Origin of the sequence: Rhizobium sp. ZPR4 (genome assembly GCF_040215725.1) — a bacterium.
Classification (GTDB): domain Bacteria; phylum Pseudomonadota; class Alphaproteobacteria; order Rhizobiales; family Rhizobiaceae; genus Rhizobium; species Rhizobium rhizogenes_D.
In genome coordinates this window covers 14,436-35,318 of the sequence record NZ_CP157972.1, presented here as the reverse complement: position 1 = coordinate 35,318, position 20,883 = coordinate 14,436, and the positions used below count along the sequence as shown (strand labels likewise).

Here is a 20,883-nt window from a genome sequence, read left to right as displayed (position 1 = left end):
CGCTCCGCTTAGGCTGCCGCCTCGGCCTTCTTCATTCCTGCGACACCGCTGGCAAAATCGCCACCTTTTGACTCGGTCAAGGTCTCCGCGATCCCAGTCTTGCTAACCCACACCGGCCTATTGCGAACCAGCTAATACTCTGATTTTCCTTTCCGCTTTCCGCGGGATTGCAAACACGGTCGGACTTCCTACTTGTCGCCCGTGCAGCGATTGACCCACAACCGACTTTCAGAGAACTGCGCGCAAACCAGGTATTCGCCGGGCCACAAAGCCGACAATAAGAAAGCTTGCCAAAACGCCGCCCAGACTGGCGAGGGCGAACTTGAGGGCAGTGGAAGCAGATAAAAAGTGCAGCAACCGCGTAATCGCGACTAAGATCGGCGCATGCAAGACGTAGACGCCAAACGAATTACGCGTGAGGAAGCGAGCGATGGGTCCCTGGCCGTCAAAGCGGTCTCGGTAGAGGACGATCATCCCTAGCGAGAGAGCAAGACAGGTGAATGAGCGCCAAGCGTCCATGCCGGCAGCCTGCCAGTGCCATCCCCCGCCATAGGGGGAGATGTCGCCACTCATGGCGCCGCCCGCAGCGACCAGGACGATCCACACGGCACCACCGATCCAAAGACCATTCCACAACCAACGCCTTCCGACGCATGATGGTATCTGGCGCAACCAGTCAGCTTTCCACGCGGCAATTCCGGCGGCATACATTAATGGGTATTGCGGAAAGTCGTGTACATCGACATTGAGAACAGTCGTCGCATTCGGAAATGTTGCGCCGACGACAAAAGTCACAATAGCAATCAGGCTCGCGTAACCTAACATCACCCCTGCCGAAGGCGGATGACTCGGAGCGGGCTGTATCGGGCGCGCCTGGCACACCACTGCGTAAGTGCCCGAGAAGAGCAGAAGTACAAGGCAGAACCATAGAGGCCCCGAGCCGTCGAGTAATTCCCCGGAACGAAAGTGCAGCCACCAGTCCTGGATGAACGTTCGCGGCGGGTTCGACCGCCACGACCCTGCGACGAAATATTCGGTCAGCGGACCGATCAAGGTCATATAAAGCAGCAATGGCAGGCCAAGTCTCTGTAGCCGCTCGCGCATGAAGCTTCGGACGCCATTGCGTGCAACGGCGCCGGCCGAAAAGAAGCCTGCGATGCCGAAAAGCAAGCCCATTGCGACTGCGTGCTGAAAGGATTGATAGGCAGCAAAGGCAATCTTCGCTCCGATGCTCAGTTCGGGATGCTCGCGATAGTACCACTCGCCAAAGGGCGAGTAGGTCACTGCCGCGTGCATGACGACGACCATGCTGATCGCTGACCAACGCAGGTTGTCTATATATAAAAGGCGATGGTTAGGCCTCTCTCCAGGCATGACCTGTCCTCCGGTTTGCGCCTGGATCAGGCCTTACGCCGAGGCCGGGGTCTCGCCAGAAGTCGCGTCCGACCTGGCCGATTCTGGCAAAATATGGCCGATTGCGAAATCGGCCAGTGCGCGACGGCGGAACTCAGTCGGCGTTTGGCCGGTCTGCCCCTTGAAGGCGCGATTAAACGGACCGATCGATCCCCAGCCGGCATCGAGAGCGATTGTGAGGACCGGGACGCGCGATTGCGCGGGATCAGACAACGCCTCCCGCGCCTCCTTCAACCTGTGTTCGTTCACGAAATCAGTGAAGTTCCGATAGCCGAGCCGCCCGTTAATCGTTCGCCGAAGACGATATTCAGGAACTCCCAACTGCTCGGCCAGTCGATCCACCGAGAGATCCGAGTCACGGTAGGCACGGTCCTGCTCCATCGCCCGCCGCAGCCGCTCGACCAGTTGGCGCTCCTCAGCACTCATGTCCGTTGCCGCGACAGGGATAGTAAGACCCCCGGACGTGGCTGGCGGCGGTTCAACCGTTGGCTCAGGCATGACGGGACGCAGACGCATCATCGCGGCGACTGTGGCCAAGCCCAGCACGGCCGAGAGACCGGGGAGCCAACGGACGCCGGCTACGTCGAGCATCGTTGTTGCCAGAATTACCAGACCCACAGCACAGACGAAAATGATCCTAAAACGTCGTCGCCCCTCAACTAAATCTGCTTTACGTCCTGCAAGGACCCGAGCGGTTTCGATGACCACCACGATGAGTGTCGCCGCATGCGTGGCATTCCACGCTAAGCTTGACCCGGATAGGGTTGCCACGCCTGCGAGCGGCAGGAAAGCAACGAAAACCGTCCACCGCCGTAGCGTCGACTGGGATGCATCAACAAAGACCGTCTCGGCCCACGCGACGAAAACACCTGCGGTTGAGTTGCTGAGAATCCGGAGTGGAATGATCCACCAGACGAGCCTTTCGTGTATTCCGGGAGCTGTTTCGATGAGGAACGCTATTACACAAAGGTCGAATAGCAGTGTGGCACGACCGATCGGTGATCGAAGCGTGCCAGGAAGACCAATGATCGCAAGTAAGCCGAGCAGCGCCAATGCGCCACCTCGGAACCCGGTTTCGAGCAGCATTGGCGAACTCCCAAAACTTATCTGGCTTAAACAATAACCGGGTGCAAGGCCTCGATACACTCCAAGAAGGAGAAACGGCATATCGATGTACGTCTGACCGTCCGATTACTAACGTCGCCTGTTAGCACATCGTATCGTTTTACGCTATGCAACAACACGTCGGTTATCACGGCAAAGCGGACTCCACCGGGCGTCAACCCGGCAGATTTATGGGTTCATGGCCTAAAGAGTTGAACCCGTATAGTCAGTGCCTAGTTGGTGCAGGTTCTCTTTATTTCTGGAGTTACGCTCAGTGATCGAAACCACATGGAGTAATCACTGGTGTTGGAAGCAAAGCGGTTGCCACGGCCGGAAAGGCCGCCTTTTACGGTAGCGCCGGCTGGCACGGCGCGCCTGCTTCTGCCTCAAAATCTTTGTCCTCTTATCGACGATTCGAATGAGCGAACGCAAGTCACCTTGCGTGACGTGTGAGCAAGCTCGCATTGTCTTCCGGTCGCGCCGCTCGATGCGGCACGACCGGAACCGGAGCCGATGCGAACGCGGATCCGCGCGTATGAGTCCGGCGGAGCGAATGTGCCCCGCCGGGTGAAGATGTCGTCAAAAGGCGCTTTTCAGCGCCGCCATCCGCTCGCCGATCAGCCACAGCGCCTTATTCAGCTTGATCTCCTGATCGATGCCATTGATGGCACGGGATTTGACGCGGCGAGGACGGCCGAGATCGTCACGGCCAATGCCGCGCAAACCGCCTTTCAGACTATGCTCCTGAACTACGTTCCAGGTGGTCCAAAGATCATCGGCGCGATCATCGATGCGGCGCGGGATCAGAAGCTGTTCCGGCTTGATAGGAGTCTTTGTCTCGCCGTCGCCATCACCAAACCGCAAGAGGTGAGCGGCTTCGGCCAGCACCTGCTGTTCGTCGCGATTGAGCTTGAGTGCCGACCAGTCCTGCGGCGCTGCAAGCGTGCGTTCTGCTTCATTGAGAACACGATAGGTTCCCTCGATGACCTTTGCGCCGACATCGCCGGAATGACGGACCTTGATGGCATCGATGGTGCCGGTCTGTGTCACGAGCGAATTCAGGCAGCGGATACGGAAGAGGCCCGCCAACAACTCGTAGGCGCTGGTGCCATCATTGGCGTTCTTGAGCAAGATTTCGCAAACGGTGTCTCCGACATGGTAGGTATTGCCGTCATCGATACGGCGCAGGCGGATCAGATGCTTGGTGAAATCAGCCTTTCCCGCAATGCGGCTCGACGACTGTTTTGCGCCGACAGGGACAAAGCCCTCTTTCATGAGGCCACGCAGGACATCAATCGTTGGAATGGGCTGGAAGCGCTCGGAGCGGCTTTCATGGGCAGTCGTTGCGAAGATCGAGGGAGCGGCCTTGCGCAGTTCCGTTTCGGTCATGGCGCGGCCTGTGTCATAGCGGGCGGTATCGGTATAGATCGTCATGAGCTTGTCCTTTCTTTCTTTTGGTCTCGCGAAGCGGGAGCACCCCGCTCCTGCTTCCCGAGCTCGGGCGGACCAGCGGGAGAGAAGGGGGCAAGAAGAAAGAGCCGAGGGGGATCACCCACCCGGAGGCCGGGCGCATCAAGCGGCCGGCCGGAGCGGCGATGGCGCCGACAGCGCCATCGTCCTGCAGGGCGCCGCCCGAAGGATGGGGAAGCGGCTTTTTGTTCTTGCTGGGAAGAGAGGGCAGCGCTCCTCTTTTCCCGACGGAAGGAAAGATGCTGCCGGTGTCAGTGCAAATGTGCCAGCATTTGTCGCGCGCCGGCGTCATGACGCTGCGCAAGCGGCCCGCACGATGCGATCGTCACCCGACCGGGCGGAAACAGGTCTCTGGCTGGTTCCGTGCCGCAGGCTGAGGCGCGCGGTCGCACATGCGACGTGCCAATGATGACACCAACCGTCCAGGGCTGGAGATTGCGGCAAACAGGCAGACCTTCCGCCGCAATGATCGCGCCCATATACTTTGCGCATACTGCGTTTTCGCTATATAAAGCAATTAGCGTGACCGATACCCCGTCTCGAAAGGGAATCAGGCGAGATCTAAGCGGCAAATTGCCCTTGATCCTTCAACGACATGGCGCAGGGCAAGCTTATTGGCGGACCTATGCCTTTTTTTGGAAAGATGGGCGAGAAACGTGAAACAGATCAAATTTGTGCTGAATGGCCTGATTCTGATATTGGGGTTTTGCGCGATTTTTTTCTTCATCGGTGCGATCCTGCAATTTCTGCGGCTAGATGTCGGCATGGATAGCATCTGGCGCGGCACCATTTTCTCTTCGACCTGCTCGATATTGTTGGCTGGTGCTGCCATTTGCCTTGATAAGGCGAACCAGGCGCTCGCTCGAGGATCGAAGCGCACTTGAGGACACGGCACCCCGGCCGACGGCCGGGGCACTGCGATTGTCGTGGTTATTCCCAGGGTATGACCGCCATCAACTCTTCATCATCCTGGCCGGGATAGCGGCCGAGATTGGCGTTGAGCCTGCCGTATCCGGTGTTGACGCTGAGAGTGAAGTAGGCGCCGCCATTCTGGTTCTGCTTCTTCCAGATGCCGCCGATCTCGACACGCCTGCCACGCGGGCTCTTGGCGAAGAGGCGATAGACGGGCGCCTTGGCGTTGGTGCTCTCGAATTCCTCGCCCAAGATGTCGAGGTCGTAGGCGACTGAGGCGATGTTGCCGGTGAGCGTGCGATCGTTGTTGAAGCGGATGAAGTTGACGAAATCGGTCATTGCAGTAACTCCTTTGTTTGCGTTGCCGATGGTCACGACAAGCGGACGGCAAAGGTCAGCGCAAATGCGGCGCATTTGTCGCGAAGACTGCACCCGAAGGGGCGCAATGCAATGGAGCGCCGGCGCGGCTGGCGATTTTGATGCTGCAGCATGCAGCGCGCGAGGAATGGCAGTAGGCCAGGGGAAAATCGTTTGTCACGCCGGTTGCTGACTGACCGGCCGGCCGTAGGGACCGATCACTGAATGCAACGCAACGAGGTAGATACGCGCGAGCTGGTGGATTCGTCATATCCGCTCGGGAAACGACCTAACGATATGCAAACCGCAACATTGTCGCCGTCGCCTGCCAGTATCAGGCATCTCCGGCGTCGGGCTTCTCTGGCTGGAAACAACTCGCCACACCGTGCTCCCACCAAGATTCCAAGCCCGCAACAACCGCGTGGCATCGACTGTGAAAGCAAGGTGAGAAGCAGTTTGGGCGGTCCGATCACGGCGATCACTAAGCCTCTGCAGATGAGACGGCTGTTTCGATCGTTATTTATCTCTCAATGTGCAGATATAGTGCCCGTCCCGGGCTGCATCTAGCCGGCCCGGAACAGACAGGATCGCATGGTTACTTGGCAGCGACACGCGCCCTCTGCTCTCTAATGGCTTTGACGATGCGCAAGCTGACGCCCGGCTCGCGCAAGATTTCTATATCGCTCATGCCGTCAAAATCCGAGAGGCGCCTGAAATACGCATTACGCAAGCGCGAGACATACAGCTTAGACAAGCCGCAGTTTTCCAAAAGGTCCGGATCGTCATCTGGCAAGTCGTCAAATTCTGCATCAGGCATCGCTGTCGCTCCTTCTCGTTCCGAGGCGATAGGATCATTTCGTGATCATTGTCACGCCGTGGCAATATGCAGATTTGCATTTGCTCAAGATACTGATGAATCTAACAAGGTTTTGCGCACGAAAGAGCAGCATAGTGCGCTTCTGGATACGCACCCCCGAGACGGCTTTTGGCGGCCGCCAATACGGCGACCCCCCGCGCAACGAGCCAGAAGTTACAAACGATTTGGAATTCCAGGTCCACTGCGATGCGGCCGGCGTCCGCATCGCTGCACTGCACAAATTTTATTTGCGAATCGAATAAAATATAGGCATAAAGTCAGTAGCTGATGCACGCTATGGCTTCCTCCCAGGTCCATCGCATCAGCTGTTCCCCTCTGGAGGTTTTAACCTTCACACTTTAAAGGGCCTCGGTTTTCCGGTGGCCCTATTTTTTGCGACGCAACACGTCGGCAAGCCGAGATCTGCCACAGCGATAGCTCTATGCACCCGACCGGCGGAAACAGCGTCGCCTGGTTGCGTGCCGCAGGCATTGAACGCAATAGCGCCGGTAAGGTGAAATCCCATCAGCGTTGTGAATCGGAGGCGACTGATCGATTCAAAAGTCTTGTTGGACGGCGACCATCGAATTCGGTGATGCTGCCAGCATGGCTCTTTACCCCTACAGACTCTATTGCCAGCGCATCGATACGACCAAAAACATGGCGCGCTACTATCTGCTCTCCATCCAGCCAATGCTATTTGGGGAGGTCGCGGTAACGCGCGCCTGGGGACGGATCGGCAAACGTGGTGGCGAAAAAACCGAAATGTTCGCAACCGAACGTGAAGCAGCCACACACTTTCTGGAACTGGCGCGCCAGAAGCGCGTCAAAGGCTATCGGCCCGTCGGAACCTATGGAAACAGTGCCATCGAGCAACTCTCAGCCAAGTCACAGAGAGCGTCGGGGTTGGAAGCCACCGGGGCCGATCTCTTCTCACCCAAAATCGGGCTAGCGTGCCATCCTGAAACTCCCGGGAAACAAGCGAGTGTTCGTCATCAGAGAACTTCTTAATCGGGACGACATTATTAAATGGGCGGTCACCGAAGGCTTCCAGGAGATCGTCCCGGCGACCGCTTTGCATGTTACGGTCGGAAAATTCCACGACACGAAGGTCTGGCGGCCGCTGGTGCCTGCCGCAGAAGGTTTGACGATCCGTGCGAGCCAGCGACGAATTCTCCTGAACTTCGGCGGCGTCATCGTCCTCGCCTTTGGTTCTGGCAAGCTTTCCCGCCGTCACGCAGAATTTCGCGGGGCGGGAATGACGTGGCTTTATCGAGACTACACACCCCACGTTTCGTTTGCGCTCGACAGTCTGGATCTCCGGGACATCCGGCCGTTTGACGGTCGCCTCCGCTTTGGACCGGAGATTTTCAAGCCAGATCCGATCTACGCTTCATTGCCAGCCTGTTGAAATATTGCTTCTGGACCACTCCCGGCGCTGTATCAGGTTAGGCACACAAAAAGGCGCTTTTGCCCTCTGCAGGTATAGGGACAGTGCCCGCACATTCCGTTTGCGCGGCTTTCCCTCGGCGAAAGCTCCCGATGCAAGTTGTCCTCAGACAGACACGACAAGGCAATCGTTACAACTGACGACGGCATCCGCACGATCGAAGAAGAGGCAACAATTGAGGACGAACCTGATTTCGCGCCTGCTAAGGAGGACATCGACGTGCTCACCGACCTGCAAATATCCGCAAAGCAAGCTCGGTCTTCGGTGAAGACGCAACGGCTTACGGTGCGATCGTCAACCAAATCGAACCTTATCTTGCGCGAGAAAAGTATCGCTTCGAGGACCCTGAGATTTTTGCCGCTAAAGCCCCGCACGAGCACTGAAATATTGGCGTAGTTTGCTCTCGGAGTGACAAGGAATTCTGTCGAACTGCTGGTCCGAGCAAATAGACCTAAAAAACGTCCGAGGGTCTGACAATTCTGCCACATCTGCCTGCTGCTCACCTGCCAAGTGTAAAGCGCGCCAGCATCACCGCCGCCTAACAAATCGGCAGTGCCATCGATTTTGCCCCAGTTACCCAGTTGTGAAGCAGCCTCGTGAAACAATCCAGCCAGCATGTGTCTTTACAAAGACTTATCGTGCGTATCGGCGTTGGGCTGCCTTGCCGATTTACACTCAAGCTTCCTCTTCGTCTCGGAGCTTCCAAAGAAATGTCGCTCCGCAAGCATCTCTTATAAGGTCGGCTTTGGAGGGAAAAATCGAATGACACCTCGACCATAAAGTCATGCTTGCGAAAACATTCCCGGCATTTTTTTTCATTCATCTCGTCTTTAAGAGCAAAGCGACAACCGCCCATGCAAATGCAGTACATGAACGCAGCCGCAAGCCAATGGGGAACCGTTTGCTGTTCCTCCCTCAACAGCCACGGCAACAACGCAAGCTAAACGCGAATGACAATCTCAACCGCACTCTCGGCAACCTCGTAATAGGCTGCTAGACCATGCTCGGCCGTATGGAGGGATATCGGCCGACCTCGTCAGACAGGGAAGCCCCTTTTGCTAAAGGAACGTTGACCAGGCCACGGAGAGCATATTGAAGTTGCGATACACAAGGTCCTTTGGTTTCTTCTTTGATTCTACACAATGTGCGATTGTATTGATTCTAGGGACTCTATGCGATATGCGATTACCTATGATCCGCGCTTCGGGAAAGTCGAAGCGTGACTAACGTCTAACATATCGCCGACAAAAAATATGGGTATCGACCCTGATTGCATTAGGTTTAACTAACCCTCCGTGCGCTGATTTTGTCAAAAGCTATGACTACTGAGAGTTAAAGATGGATAACACGAACTTAAATCGGGCGAGGCTCGACCGCCGCTTCTTAACAACAGCTATTCCCTACGTCAACGCCGCTCCCCATATCGGGTTTGCTCTTGAGACGGTGCAAGCGGATACATTAGCGCGGTTTTATCGCCTCTTTGGGAGTGAAGTCCGCTTCTTAGCTGGTTCAGACGAAAACAGCATAAAAAATGTGCAAGCGGCGGAGGCGGCCGGAGTGCCCATAGAGGAGTTTGTGGAGAAAAACGCAAATCGATTTCTTTCTTTGAAAGATAGTTTAGGCCTTTCGTATGATGATTTCATTCGAACTAGCTCGGATCCGCGCCACCGTCCTGGTGCAGAGAAACTTTGGAAGAGTTGCTTACAAGCTGGGGATCTTTACAAGCGGACTTACTCCGGACTTTACTGCGTCGGCTGCGAGCAGTTTTATAAGTCGGATGAGTTGCTTGAAGGCAAGTGCCCTGAACATGGAACCTTTCCTGAGCTAGTAGAAGAAGAAAACTGGTTTTTCCGCTTGTCGAGATATGAATCCGCGTTACGCAAGATCTATGATGAACGAGCCATAGAAATAGTTCCATCTTCAAGGCGGAACGAGATACTTGGATGGATAGAGGGCGGACTAGAGGACTTTTCTGTTTCCCGTAGCTCCAGCAGGGCACGCGGATGGGGAATTCCTGTACCTGGGGACGCTAGCCAGGTGATTTACGTATGGTTCGACGCGCTTGCGAACTATATAACAGCACTGGGATACGCGCGGGAAGATAGTTCTTTTAAAGAGTACTGGACTAACGCCCAAAGCCGTGAGCATGTCATTGGAAAAGGCATTACGCGATTTCATGCAATCTACTGGCCAGCCATTTTGCTTTCGGCGGGCCTTGAACTGCCAACTCGTATCCTCATACATGGCTATGTTACGGTGGAGGGTCGGAAAATTGGAAAATCCGCTGGAAACGCAATAGATCCCAATCCGCTAGCTGAAGAACTGGGAGCAGACGCCCTTCGATACTATCTGCTGAGGCATATTCGGACTACCGGAGATGGTGACTTCTCTCATGAGCGGTTCCGGCAGTGTTATGAATCAGAGCTCGCTGGGCAGTTGGGGAACCTCGTGCATCGCGTCTTTAGTATGATCGAACGATATTGCGATGGTGTAATTCAACACGTGGATAGATCTAGCATCGAAAGCGACTCACTTTTCCGCAGCACCTCAAATCTCTATTCCACCGTGGTCGAATGCGTCGCGGAATTTTCTCTCGATCGCACGCTTGATGCCATCTGGATGGTTATTGCAGAAGCAAATCGCTATGTTTCAGAAAAGGAACCATGGGCGCTAGCAAAAGCAGTATCGGCATCTGAAACTGATAATCCAGAATCTGAGAAAGCTCTACATGCCGTTCTATATAACTTAGCGGCATCAATATACGGAATAGGGATATGTTTGACGCCGTTTATGCCACTAGTAAGTGAATCGTTGCTAAAAAAATTCGACAGCATAGAGCCTTCGTTTGATCGACGGAGTCTCCTATCCTTGGCTGGAGTAACGATAAGTGCTGGCGCGCCGCTATTCCCAAGGTCGTAGACAGGTATTATTAAATTAGTAACGCGTTAATCTCGCTGGAGAAATCCGGGGGCGCAACAGCTCGCCTCCCGGACTTACCCTGAGCAAATTAGCTACCGCCGAACTTTGACGAGCTAAAATGTGAAAATGCGGCCAACTGCCTTAACGTAAGACCGTCGTCTAATAGCGAGCTTCGCAAGCGCCTTTTAGGTGCGGGAGGTCGATTGCCAGGAGCAGGTCGTCTACGCGGTCGACATAGGTCGCCGCATTATGGTGCTTCGCGGGATAGCCCTTCCAATGTATGTCTCGCACGCTTCGAGCAAACTCGCGGTGCAACGGTCTTAACGGAATGGATCAGCCTCGGTCCCGGCAGAGACGCCTCTTCACGCCGAGTGGCGTTACGGAGTTGGAAAGTTAGGTGGCTGCTGTCGCCCTGTTGAAGAGCTCACCGGAGCGAAGCATCGCATGCATGATGACGGCGAGTTTGCGGGCGACAGCGACAGGGGAAGGTTTGAAGCCGATCTTCTCGCGTAGTTTTATACCCCAGCGGCGCAAATCGCTGTCCGCCCGGCTGCGTGTCAGGATCACGACCGCCGCTTCTTAGAGAAGGGAGCGCACATGGGTGTCTCCACGTCGGGAGATATGGCCATCATAATCTACCTCGCCGGACTGATAGCGTCGTATCGTCAACCCCATCCAGGCGCCCACCGAGCGCGATCGCTTGAAGTTCGCCGGATCCTCGACGGCGGTTATGTAGTAAGCATTCGGTGAGGACCGCAGGAGCGGCGTGGGCGGCCTAGCTCTGTATCTTTGCCGACGTGGCAGTTTGTGAGCGGCGCACGAAGTATACAGTCGCCGTCGCCGCGAAGGAGCCGAATATTACGACCGCCCACAGAATAGCGAGTGGGACTTCGCTGCCGGTATATTCATAGGGCATATCCTCCAGAACCTCGCACGCGCTGGAATTGCCAACAAAGACTCCAAGTAAGAGTTCGGCTGCGAACACACCCTGCCAAAGCATCAGCAGCAACGCAGGCAAAGAGGCAATCATCGTCCCCCCAACGTGTTTGGTTCGCGACAGACAAAACACTGCGAGAAGAAAGAAGGGTACAGAGATCAAGACGCCCCATAAACGATCCGCATCACCCTGGGTACAAGTCCCCGCGAAACGCGCAAGGAATGTGTTCAGCACCCCAACATAAAGAGCGAACACCGATATTGTAGCCCAAATCATATTGTGTGCCTCGCCAAGATAGGGAAACGATCAGGGGTACCCTGGTGGTCGACACGCAAGAATTTTGGACACTGCCTAATGTCAACCAATTCCACGGAAGTAATTGCTCCAACCTGGTAATCGGCGTGTCAGCGATGCGGGCGAGAACGTCGGCAAGCCATGCCTGTGGATCGATGTCGTTGAGCTTTGCCGTCATGATCAGTGTGGCCATATGCTTACCTTTATGCGGCATCAGCGACTACATCATCGCTCGCGTGCGGAGATCCATATGCCAAAGTAGTGTTAGCCAAAGGTACAGCTGGTAATATACCGTCTCACATTGTGCAAATCCGCGAAGACCTATAGCTTGGCACGTGAAACTATGACAACGTCACCGCAATGTTTTGAAAGGAACAAAGAGCCTCATCTTGCACCTCGGTGCCAACGACCGACCAGCGGCTGTCAATAGATCCCTGCAGAAGCTCTACGCAGCAGTGAAACCAGCGGAGCGCCAAACCTCTGCCTAAACATGCGTGTGGACCATAGCCGAATGTAAGAAATGATCCATCTAATGATGAACCTCCAATCTCCAATTCATCGGAGCTTTGTCCATGGCAGGCTCTCAGATCTATCGAAATCTTTCCATCAGAAAACTTTCCCAACATATCCTTTCTGGTAATGTTTTGAAACGGCGGATGCGCCTTCAAGATGTTCCTTACTACCGCCTTTACATCACTATTGCACTCGGTCAAAAAAGTGAGGCATGAGCAATGCACCACGCTACTCAGACCTGCGTGTAGCGGTTTATAAGCATCAAGTACGACGGACATCGAAAGATATGTTGGCGCACCCAAATCCCTCATATGCTCTATAACCGCACCGGGGGTGAACAATTGACCATCAAACCACCGAGTTAAATCCTTAACGCGATCGTCCAAGTCACTCATCGTATCAAACGGTACTTGACGCAATTGGAAATCTGTTAATGGCTGACAAGCAGTCAAAAATAGTTGGCGCTGATGATCGCTCATTCCAAAAACTTTGTTAAAAAAAATGTCGGTCGACTCAGTAATCGTTGTATCATCAATACAACCGCTATCTAATGCGGCTTTCAAAATTGACACACTTTCACCAATGGCATTATCCCAGGACCCTCCGACGGCACGCGCAACGACCTTACGTCTAATATCGTGCTCCTCGCCAAGGCTATATATTGGCCATGTAGCGAAAAAGTCCTCAGTATCAACCAATGGAATTCCCGATTGCGCCCTAACTTTGGCAATATTCTCCTTTAGTGGCCCATTTAAAAAAGCGTCTGAATTCGCCAGAATTTCCTTCGCAAGTCTCGCCGAGACAATCTTAGTCCGATCATTACTCATTTTTCACCGTATTGTTACATGCCTGTCCGAGCCCAGTTGTTCTTCCGGGCCAGCAATGGCCGCCCTTCTATAACGATAGCACTTGAACACGTTCAGTTGCTCAGATCGATTACTGACATGGCATACACGAAACCACTTAAATACACTACATTGCCACCTTCATAATGCGCAAGCTGTTGTAACGGAACACTTCGAAAAACCTACACGCGAATATTTTTCTAACAACACCAAAGTTTGCGCGTATAGATTGACAAAACATTCAATACAGGGCAGCCTAAGGCAGCAATGGTGATTTCCCGGATTTTTGTTTGGTCTTGAGGAGAATACAGACCATGGAATTTGCTGAGGAAAATCTGTCGAACGAAGCCGCTACCGCGTTAGATATGGCTACCAACGGCTGCATGGTGCTTCGGCATCGTACAATGCGTTTGCAGGTACTTCTAGAAAGCGGTGTCTCGGGAGGGAAAAGCCCTCAATTTAACAATCTCTCGATCATTTCTGGCTGTGCTGTAATTAAAGCAACAGAGGATGAAAGTATAGAGCTTATAAAGGAGCGGCTGAAAGCTGGAGGTGCAAGCCACAGAGTCATTATCACAGGCTGTCTTCCGAAGATAAATAGCGCTCGCTTGTACCAAGAATTCGACGATAGGGTACAAATAGTAACTGAATTAGAGGATGTTCCTAAGTTCCTTGGCATTAAAGTTCCGCTAGGAATGACACTTCAATCTGTAGCTGTACCGGATCACCTTTTCGACCATTCTCATGGTGATCCACTCATGGATAAAGGTGATCCAGAGTCTGAACTGGAAAGAGGGTTTGAAAGGCTTGCCGGGATGGTTAGCGACCCATGGATTGAAGAGTTCTATAGGTATCAGACGAAAGGAAGGCATTTTTGGAGAGAGCCGAGGCTACGAGAAGTTCTCGTAACTGAAGGCTGTGACTATAAATGCAGTTTTTGCGCCACCAAGTTCGCTATTGGCAACACAAGAAGCCGCCCTTTTGAACAAATTATAAGTGAAATCCGTACCGCACATTCGGAAGGTGTCGAGAAAATTGTACTGCAGGGTGATGAAGTTGGTAACTATCGGAGCTCTGGCAAGACCCTCGAAGACGTTGTCTATGCATTCCGCAGCTTGCGTACCGGTACATCTCGCTCTCGACTTGCACTGAGATATATTCACCCATCGCCACTGATCCGCTTTGGGAAATGGCTGGAAGAGAGTTTTGAAAGTGGTGACGCCTACTTCGTTTGTTGCGCTTTGCAAACCGGAAATCAGCAAATTGGGAAAGCGATGCGACGTTCTTTCTCGATTAAGGCTGCAGCAGATCGCTTGGCAAATTTGAGATCTAAAAACCCAAGGGCATATATTCATACCCAGCTTATTGCTGGGTATCCGGGAGAGACGGACGCGCAGTTCGAAGATACCTTGGCTTTGGTAAGAGACTATGAATTCGATTATATCTCTTATGCTCAATTCGATGCTCGTCCCGGTACGGTCGCCGCTGCACTTGACTGTCAAATACCGCAGGACGTTGCGAAGGAGCGGTTTGATAGACTAGCGTATGCAGTAGAGAATGTAAGAATAAAGCGCCTGAAGCAACATGCTAGAGCTGCACTACTTCGTAGCGGTTCGGATTGGACGCAAGGAATGGACCTCGACCCTCTACATATTGTAAGGCTAATGGGTTCTGCTCATCCGACAGATGCCGCTCAACAACAATTTTAAAAGATCACAAGATGATTACTAAACACGCGGCTGCAGCGGAGCTATCCGAAGGGATAGTGAAGATATTTCATCAGCAAGGCATCCTGGCTTTTCTCTATGGATCCGGTACTGCAACAGGTGAGTTAAGCGCGGATTCCGATTTGGATATCGTGGTGATTTCCGAGCAATGTTCGGTGCATCAACTCAATGAATTCGAGCAGTTTGTACTTCAATACCACGAGGAGAATAACTTAAATATCGACTATGCGGTGCCACATCGGAATAAAATTTTTTACACCTTCGATGATGTGCGGTCTGCTTTGAGAGGAGACGGATTCCGAACTGGCGATGGAACCCTTGAGATTTCTTATTGCGATGACTTGGAGTATCTGAGGACGGAACATTTTCGCCTCCGATTGCTTACCACCGCGTTGGCTACAAGGAAGCAGCTTTTGCTTGGGTCGCATTCAATTTTGATGACGCTAGAGAAATTGGCTTGGCAGGTGCTGAGCCCTATTGTGCGAGCCACCCAAATGCTAGAGGGACACGATATCAAACGAGAGGTTTACTTCTTTCAGAACGGTTCGGTTACGTCGCGGTTTGGGCGCGTCTTTAAGTCTTACAAGAGCTATCTCGGTTTTCCTACAGATAGCGAGTATCGCGCATACATCCGCCACAAGTTGGAAGACATGTATGGAAACAGCTGTTCGGTAGATCTTGAATCAGCACTTGATCAAATTGCATTTCCAGAACTCCGTGAAGTTCGACGATAGCCATTTCCGCGCCTTCTCGGCTCGTTGATACAATTCAGCTTTTGAACGAAGCTTATATGCGGGGAAAACCAGGGTGGAGAAGTATGGCGAACTATTCCAATAGCTCCAGTGACCACTTTTTGAATGCGGATAATTTTGAAGCTGTATTGGAACAGCTAGGTGATGCGCTTAAAGCAGGCCTCGAGTTTAAGGCCAGACGCGAAGTCACGAATCTGACGGGTTGGCCGGAATCTGGTTATAGTCTTTTAGAACCCCTTCCGTTAGAGGGGACAAATATCAGCACGCTACTAGATGTTATTCAGCGAGATATTTTAGAAGGCTCCATCAATTTTTCTTCGAATGGTTATCTTGGTTTTCCGGATGCCTGCAACTCGATTGCTGCAATCGCTGGTGCCATTATCTCGGACGTAGCGCCACAAAACCTAGTTAACTCTCGTCGATGGGCACCTTTGGCAACCTTCGTCGAGGCTGCAACGGTCAACTGGTTGCGCGAGCTCATTGGATACAAAGTCGTGGAGTCCCCTCAATCCTCCATTGATATTGGCGGCTTTGCTACAACTGGCGGCGTTCTTTCTAATGCATTGGCCGTATTAATAGCCAGAGCGAATTTGATACCAGGATTTGCGCTTTCTGGAACGCGAGGAAATAAAATACTTCGGATCATTATTCCGAATCATATCGATCACTACAGCATCCGAACTTCGGTAAACTGGCTCGGTATGGGCACTGATTCTATAGTAAGAGCACCCGTGGTCGGGTATCGCTACGATCTTAATGAACTTAAACGGATGGTATCGGCATTTGTAAAAGGTGACGAGGCTGTAATTGTGGTTGCCTATGCGGGCGACAGTCGATCGCTATCTATAGATAACCTAGATGCCATTGCCGATATCTGTGAACAATACGGCGCCTGGTTACATATTGATGCTTGCCACGGCTTTCAGCTAGCATTTTCCGAAAGCCTATCAGTGAAATTAAGTGGCTTGGCAAGAGCGCACTCGACGACGGCAGATGCTCATAAAGTCTTATGGGTTCCTCATTCTTTAAGTTATCTCTTAGTTCGCGATCCGAACTTCCTGAAGCCAGTTGTTGGTGCATCCGATCTGGTGACAACAGAATCTATGTCGCTTGGAGCCTTAACTCCATTCATTGGAACAAAGCGATTTGATTCCCTCAAGTTATGGGCATTGATCAAGCATTTAGGTGCATCCAACATCGGTTCTTACATCGAACTTAGGCATCAATTGGCGTGCGAATTCTTCGAATTACTAAGAGATAATCCACGCTTTATTGTAATTAGTGATGAAGTGGATATTAACGGGGTGATATTTATGCACTTGGGTAATGTCAATATATCCGACGTAACTCTAGACAACGATTTGATTGAATATCTCAACGTACATAATTTGCAGATTCATGATCAACTGATGGAAAGGGGCAAGTATTACCTACACACTTTCAGCATCCCTGACATCACTAATAGATTTGGCGATGTCGCGCGAATGTTACAGCCTCTCCGTTTTATGAGTGGGAACGTCAATCATAGTCGATCCGACTTAATTGGTTTAATTGCAGAGATTTCGCATATTGCGGAAATTATGGCGTAAATGAATGTCGGCTTGGGTACATATCAGCAGATCATAAGAAAATGGCATAAGCGTATATCTGATGATTTAAATTTCGCGAAATTTTTGGCGGAAACAGGATTCTACTATTCCGTTTGACCACTCGAGCAAAGTTCCATTTGTTCGGCGTTCCAAACCAATCACTCGTATGACGGGGGTGACCTGCCATGAAACTTTCACCCAGCGGCGACTAGAGCCCCAGCAGTTTTGAGTACGCCAAGTGGCGCGGTGGTAGCAACCATACTGCTTTACACAAAAACCATGGGAAAAAGCGCGGATGCGATGAAAAATGGCTCTCTAACAATTTATGCTGGCGAAAACAGTGCAGCGTTGCGCGCTTTGTCTGTTCGTGCCCGGATTGATATGTTGGAACTCCTGTGTTCAAAGGGCCCATTGAACGTGAATGAAATTTCGAGAGAGCTGAACCTCCCACAATCTACGGTTGCCACGAGCATTATAATTTTGGAAGAAGCTGGTCTCGTTGAGACGATGGCAGCTAAAGCGCGGAAAGGTTATCAAAAAATCTGCACGGCGCTATATCATGAGATTTTAATAAGCTTCGAGGATGCTAACCTCAAGCGCGGTGCCGATATTATTGAAGTTGTGATGCCTGTTGGACTTTACACAAGCTGTGAAGTTCGCGCCCCGTGCGGACTTTGCTCAACTGAGGGCGTAATCGGCATCTTAGATATCCCGGATTATTTCCTTGATCCGCAACGTATGCAGGCTGGTTTGTTGTGGTTCGGCCGTGGATTTGTTGAGTACAAATTCCCAAACAATGCAAAAATACTTAATAAAACCATCACTGCAATAGAATTTTCTATGGAATTGTCTTCGAACCTTCCCGGAATTAATGCAGATGGGCCGTCTGACATTTCACTTTGGGTAAATGGTATGGCGGTCGGAACATGGACCTCGCCCGGGGATTATGATGATAAGCGCGGGGCGTTCACACCAGCCTGGTGGAAGCTTGCCGGTTCCCAATATGGCAGATGGAAAACGTGGCGTATTTCCAAAAGAGGCACTTTCGTCGACGGTATGGTCGTCTCTGACATTACCATCAACAATCTGGACCTTAGCCAACATTCTTCCATAAGTTTGAAAATCGGAATCGCCGAAGATGCAGGCAACACTGGCGGCATCACTGTATTCGGTCGTGGCTTCGGGAATTACGGTCGCGATATAGTGATGCGGATTGAAGCAAAATCTTAGAGGCTGCCTCAAAAAGAGGTGGGTGATTTCAATAGGTTATGATTCCTTCGGATTTGCGAGATTCGATGGAGAACACGATGGCCTGGAGTGCTGGACGGTTGAGATCATCAAGCGCTCAGACAAGGCGAAAGGCTTCGAGGTTCTGCCGCGTCGATGGGTGGTCGAACGCTCCATCGCATCAGCCGAAGCATGGATCATGATCGCCCACATTCATCTCATCACCAGACGGCTAGCAAGGTATGGGTATCGTTGAACGCTTTTCGAATCCGACTCTTAGGTCTATCTAACACATTCTATCATCTTTCTGATTGCGCTCCCGGTTGACGACTTTCAGAATTCGCCACAAAATCAAAGATAAGCGCTTTGAGCATGCTGGCTCTAGATGTTCGGCGAGTGAGTGAGTATTCCCGTAATTATGTTAAAACCACTCATAAATTCCTGAAGGCTGCTTTGAATAAGATAAGAAGTCATTATCGACGGTTGCGAGGAGGCGACCTCGGTTTGTCTCAGGCAGCTCGCGTGGCAGTCCTGGAGTGGGGCCGGAATCTGGCTGGCCGCGTCTTTTACGTTACCCCTAGTCGATAAAAGTGGGAGGAGATCATGCAGCAGTGGAAGAAGCTTGCCTTCGGTGTCGCACTGGCCACGTTCGGCCTCATTGCGGCGGCCAAGGCTCAAGATTACACCGCCTTGCCTCGCAAGGAGACCTTGATCGTCGAAAACCCTGAGGGAACGATCAAGAATCCCGGCTGGTTCAACGTCTGGGTCAATGGCGGCGGCGGCGTTTCGACCGGCATTCAGCAATTGACCATGGACACGCTCTGGTACATCGATCCGGAGAAGGGCCTGGGTGGTTCGGCCTGGGACAATTCCCTTGCTGCCGATAAGCCGCAATATAATGACGATTTCACCCAGATGACGGTGAAACTGCGCAAGGGCATCTACTGGAGCGACGGTGTCGAATTCACCGCCGATGACGTGGTCTACACCGTCAAGACGCAGATGGACCATCCGGGCATGAACTGGAGCGCGGCCTTCTCGGTCCAGGTTGCCAGCGTCGAAGCGACGGATCCCTATACGGTCGTCTTCAAGCTGAAAAAGCCGAATTCGCGCTTCCATGCGATCTTCACCGTTCGCTGGAATGGCGCCTGGATCATGCCGAAGCATGTCTTCGAAAAGGTTGCCGATCCGGTTCGCTACGATTTCGCCAATCCTGTTTCGCTCGGCGCCTATAAGCTGAAGGCCTTCGATCCGCAGGGCAAATGGTACACCTGGGAGAAGCGCGACGACTGGCAGCGCACCTCGCTCGCCCGCTTCGGCGAGCCGGCACCGAAATATGTGAGCTATGTCGATCCCGGTCCGCCGGACAAGCGCACCATCGCGCAGCTCGAGCACAATCTCGATATCATTCACGACAACACGCCGGAAGGCATGTTCACGCTGAAGGAGAAGTCGAAGACGGTCGAAAGCTGGTTCCCTGGTTTCCCCTTCGCCCATCCCGATCCGACGCTGCCTGCAGTGATCTTCAACACGCAGGATCCGCTGTTCCAGAATCCGGATGTTCGTTGGGCGCTGGCACTGCTTATCGATATCAAGGCCGTCGATATGGCAAGCTACCGCGGGGCCGCCACGCTTTCCGCGCTTGGTGTGCCGCCGACGGCAATCGCCATGACGGATTATCAGGCGCCGATGCAGGATTGGCTGAAGAATTTCGAGATCGATACGGGCAAGCGCAAGATCAAGCCTTATGATCCGACGATCGGCCAGCAGATCGCCGACCTGCTGCGCAAACAGCCGAAGTACAAGGATCAGATCCCGACCGACCCGGCCGCGATCAGCAGCGCCTTCGGCTACGGCTGGTGGAAACCCGATCCGCAAGCGGCCGCCGAGCTCCTGGAAAAGGCCGGCTTCAAGAAGTCAGGCGGCAAATGGATGACGCCTGACGGGCAGCCGTTCAAGATCCGTCTGACGGTCGAAGGCGATACTCGCTCCGTCTTTACCCGGGCAGGCACTTTGATCGCCCAACAATGGGCTGCTTTCGGGATCGATTCCAAAGCTGCTCCATCCACCAGCGTCTGGCAGTCGGCATTGCAGCCCGGCAACTATCAGGTTGCGATTGCATGGAGCGTCGAGACCTGGGGCGGCGATCCCGATCTGTCCTTCTTCTTGGACAGTTGGCATTCGGATTTCGTTGCCAAGAAGGGTGAGAACCAGGCGCCGCGCAATTGGCAGCGCTGGTCCAATCCGGATCTCGACAAAATCATCGAGAACATCCGCCGCGTCAGTGCCGATGATCCGAAGGGCATCGAACTCGGCAAGGACTATCTCAAGCTGGTAGCGCAGCAAATGCCGACCATTCCTCTGATGTCCTATAACGTCTTCACCTCGATGGATACGACCTACTGGAAGGGCTATCCGACCATTGCCGACCCCTATACGGACCCCGTTCCCAATTGGGCGAACTCCCGGTTGATGATGGTCAAGCTGAAGCCGGCCCAGCCCTGATTTCTCCCGACCC

16 protein-coding genes and 4 pseudogenes are annotated in these 20,883 nt (G+C 52.8%); 11 read left to right on the top strand and 9 right to left on the bottom strand.

Annotation, left to right across the window (positions count from 1 at the left end; genetic code table 11):
* Positions 1-228: 228 nt before the first annotated feature.
* The 3 genes from ABOK31_RS35455 to ABOK31_RS35445 form a co-directional block, all read right to left on the bottom strand.
* A complete protein-coding gene (locus ABOK31_RS35455; RefSeq protein WP_349963349.1) occupies positions 229-1,374 on the bottom strand; it encodes an acyltransferase in 1,146 nt (381 codons plus the stop codon).
* Positions 1,375-1,407: 33 nt separating this feature from the next.
* Positions 1,408-2,499: an AraC family transcriptional regulator gene (locus ABOK31_RS35450; RefSeq protein WP_349963347.1), complete on the bottom strand. Its 1,092-nt coding sequence runs from the start codon at positions 2,497-2,499 to the stop codon at positions 1,408-1,410.
* Between the two features lie 597 nt (positions 2,500-3,096).
* Positions 3,097-3,951: a DUF932 domain-containing protein gene (locus ABOK31_RS35445; RefSeq protein ID WP_349963346.1), complete on the bottom strand. Its 855-nt coding sequence runs from the start codon at positions 3,949-3,951 to the stop codon at positions 3,097-3,099.
* 692 nt (positions 3,952-4,643) lie between these two features.
* Between ABOK31_RS35445 and ABOK31_RS35440 the strand changes: the two genes are divergently transcribed.
* Positions 4,644-4,871: a hypothetical protein gene (locus ABOK31_RS35440; protein ID WP_349963345.1), complete on the top strand. Its 228-nt coding sequence runs from the start codon at positions 4,644-4,646 to the stop codon at positions 4,869-4,871.
* Between the two features lie 46 nt (positions 4,872-4,917).
* Here the strand turns inward: ABOK31_RS35440 and ABOK31_RS35435 are convergent, their stop codons facing one another.
* Complete coding sequence (locus tag ABOK31_RS35435) at positions 4,918-5,238, bottom strand: DUF736 family protein (protein WP_349963344.1); 321 nt, start codon at positions 5,236-5,238, stop codon at positions 4,918-4,920.
* 613 nt (positions 5,239-5,851) lie between these two features.
* Positions 5,852-6,073: a hypothetical protein gene (locus tag ABOK31_RS35430; protein WP_349963343.1), complete on the bottom strand. Its 222-nt coding sequence runs from the start codon at positions 6,071-6,073 to the stop codon at positions 5,852-5,854.
* 41 nt (positions 6,074-6,114) lie between these two features.
* On the opposite strand from ABOK31_RS35430, the gene ABOK31_RS35425 reads away from it, so the two are divergent.
* The 4 genes and pseudogenes from ABOK31_RS35425 (at position 6,115) to metG (ending at position 10,481) form a co-directional block, all read left to right on the top strand.
* Positions 6,115-6,375: a hypothetical protein gene (locus ABOK31_RS35425; protein WP_349963342.1), complete on the top strand. Its 261-nt coding sequence runs from the start codon at positions 6,115-6,117 to the stop codon at positions 6,373-6,375.
* Positions 6,376-6,718: 343 nt separating this feature from the next.
* Positions 6,719-6,961 (top strand): annotated as a pseudogene (locus tag ABOK31_RS35420) (WGR domain-containing protein); the annotation flags it as partial.
* A 136-nt stretch (positions 6,962-7,097) separates the two neighbouring features.
* Positions 7,098-7,523, top strand: a complete 426-nt coding sequence (locus tag ABOK31_RS35415; protein ID WP_349963341.1) for a phage prohead protein — start codon at positions 7,098-7,100, stop codon at positions 7,521-7,523.
* 1,377 nt (positions 7,524-8,900) lie between these two features.
* Positions 8,901-10,481 (top strand): methionine--tRNA ligase, encoded by a 1,581-nt coding sequence (gene metG, locus ABOK31_RS35410; protein WP_349963340.1) that lies wholly within the window; start codon positions 8,901-8,903, stop codon positions 10,479-10,481.
* 393 nt (positions 10,482-10,874) lie between these two features.
* Here the strand turns inward: metG and ABOK31_RS35405 are convergent.
* The 4 genes and pseudogenes from ABOK31_RS35405 to ABOK31_RS35390 form a co-directional block, all read right to left on the bottom strand.
* Positions 10,875-11,216 (bottom strand): annotated as a pseudogene (locus tag ABOK31_RS35405) (transposase); the annotation flags it as partial.
* A gap of 40 nt (positions 11,217-11,256) precedes the next feature.
* Positions 11,257-11,694: a hypothetical protein gene (locus tag ABOK31_RS35400; protein ID WP_349963493.1), complete on the bottom strand. Its 438-nt coding sequence runs from the start codon at positions 11,692-11,694 to the stop codon at positions 11,257-11,259.
* A gap of 85 nt (positions 11,695-11,779) precedes the next feature.
* Positions 11,780-11,905, bottom strand: a pseudogene (locus ABOK31_RS35395) (transposase domain-containing protein); the annotation flags it as partial.
* Between the two features lie 148 nt (positions 11,906-12,053).
* Positions 12,054-13,052 (bottom strand): hypothetical protein, encoded by a 999-nt coding sequence (locus tag ABOK31_RS35390; protein WP_349963339.1) that lies wholly within the window; start codon positions 13,050-13,052, stop codon positions 12,054-12,056.
* 332 nt (positions 13,053-13,384) lie between these two features.
* On the opposite strand from ABOK31_RS35390, the gene ABOK31_RS35385 reads away from it, so the two are divergent.
* From ABOK31_RS35385 to ABOK31_RS35360, 6 genes and pseudogenes are all read left to right on the top strand, one after another.
* Positions 13,385-14,779, top strand: coding sequence for a radical SAM protein (locus tag ABOK31_RS35385; RefSeq protein ID WP_349963337.1), 1,395 nt, complete (start codon positions 13,385-13,387; stop codon positions 14,777-14,779).
* An 11-nt stretch (positions 14,780-14,790) separates the two neighbouring features.
* Positions 14,791-15,531: a hypothetical protein gene (locus ABOK31_RS35380; protein ID WP_349963336.1), complete on the top strand. Its 741-nt coding sequence runs from the start codon at positions 14,791-14,793 to the stop codon at positions 15,529-15,531.
* Positions 15,532-15,614: 83 nt separating this feature from the next.
* Positions 15,615-17,138: a pyridoxal-dependent decarboxylase gene (locus ABOK31_RS35375; protein ID WP_349963334.1), complete on the top strand. Its 1,524-nt coding sequence runs from the start codon at positions 15,615-15,617 to the stop codon at positions 17,136-17,138.
* 300 nt (positions 17,139-17,438) lie between these two features.
* Entirely contained in the window at positions 17,439-18,368 is a 930-nt protein-coding gene (locus ABOK31_RS35370) for an ArsR family transcriptional regulator (RefSeq protein WP_349963492.1), read from the top strand.
* 91 nt (positions 18,369-18,459) lie between these two features.
* A pseudogene (locus ABOK31_RS35365) lies at positions 18,460-18,621 on the top strand (transposase); the annotation flags it as partial.
* Positions 18,622-18,968: 347 nt separating this feature from the next.
* Positions 18,969-20,870, top strand: a complete 1,902-nt coding sequence (locus tag ABOK31_RS35360; RefSeq protein WP_349963333.1) for an ABC transporter substrate-binding protein — start codon at positions 18,969-18,971, stop codon at positions 20,868-20,870.
* Positions 20,871-20,883 lie beyond the last annotated feature (13 nt).